Source organism: Pseudomonas sp. SWRI81 (genome assembly GCF_014268545.1).
Classification (GTDB): Bacteria; Pseudomonadota; Gammaproteobacteria; order Pseudomonadales; family Pseudomonadaceae; genus Aquipseudomonas; species Aquipseudomonas hamedanensis.
On the sequence record NZ_JABWQS010000099.1, the window covers coordinates 1 to 603 of the forward strand.

At 58.9% G+C, this 603-nt stretch carries 1 protein-coding gene; it reads left to right on the forward strand.

The window, feature by feature from the left end:
• On the forward strand, positions 1 to 603 hold a 603-nt coding region (locus HU765_RS26600), incomplete at both ends, for a catalase (RefSeq protein ID WP_186624082.1).

A 603-nucleotide genomic window follows, 5' to 3' on the forward strand; every position in this document is an offset into this window, starting at 1 on the left:
ACCGCCAGTGGCGCACCTGTCGCTGATAACCAGAATTCTCGCTCCGCCGGCCCACGTGGCCCGCTGCTGCTCGACGACTTCCATCTGATCGAGAAGCTTGCCCACTTCAACCGTGAAAACATTCCCGAGCGTCGTGTCCACGCCAAGGGCTCGGGCGCTTATGGCACGTTCACCGTGACCCGTGACATCACCGAATACACCAGCGCCAAGTTGTTCGAAGCGGTAGGCAAGCAAACGCCGACCTTTCTGCGCTTTTCCACCGTCGGCGGCGAGCGCGGCTCGGCGGACACTGAGCGCGACCCACGCGGTTTTGCGCTGAAGTTCTACACCGAAGAAGGCAACTGGGACATCGTTGGCAACAACACCCCGGTGTTCTTCATCCGTGATCCGCTGAAGTTTCCGGACTTTATCCACACGCAAAAGCGCTTGCCGCAAAGCAACCTGAAAAGTGCGCAAATGATGTGGGATTTTTGGTCGCATTCGCCCGAAGCACTGCACCAGGTCACGATTCTGTTCTCGGATCGCGGCATTCCGGATGGCTACCGCCACATGCATGGCTTTGGCAGTCACACCTACAGCCTGATCAATGCCCAAGGCGAGCGC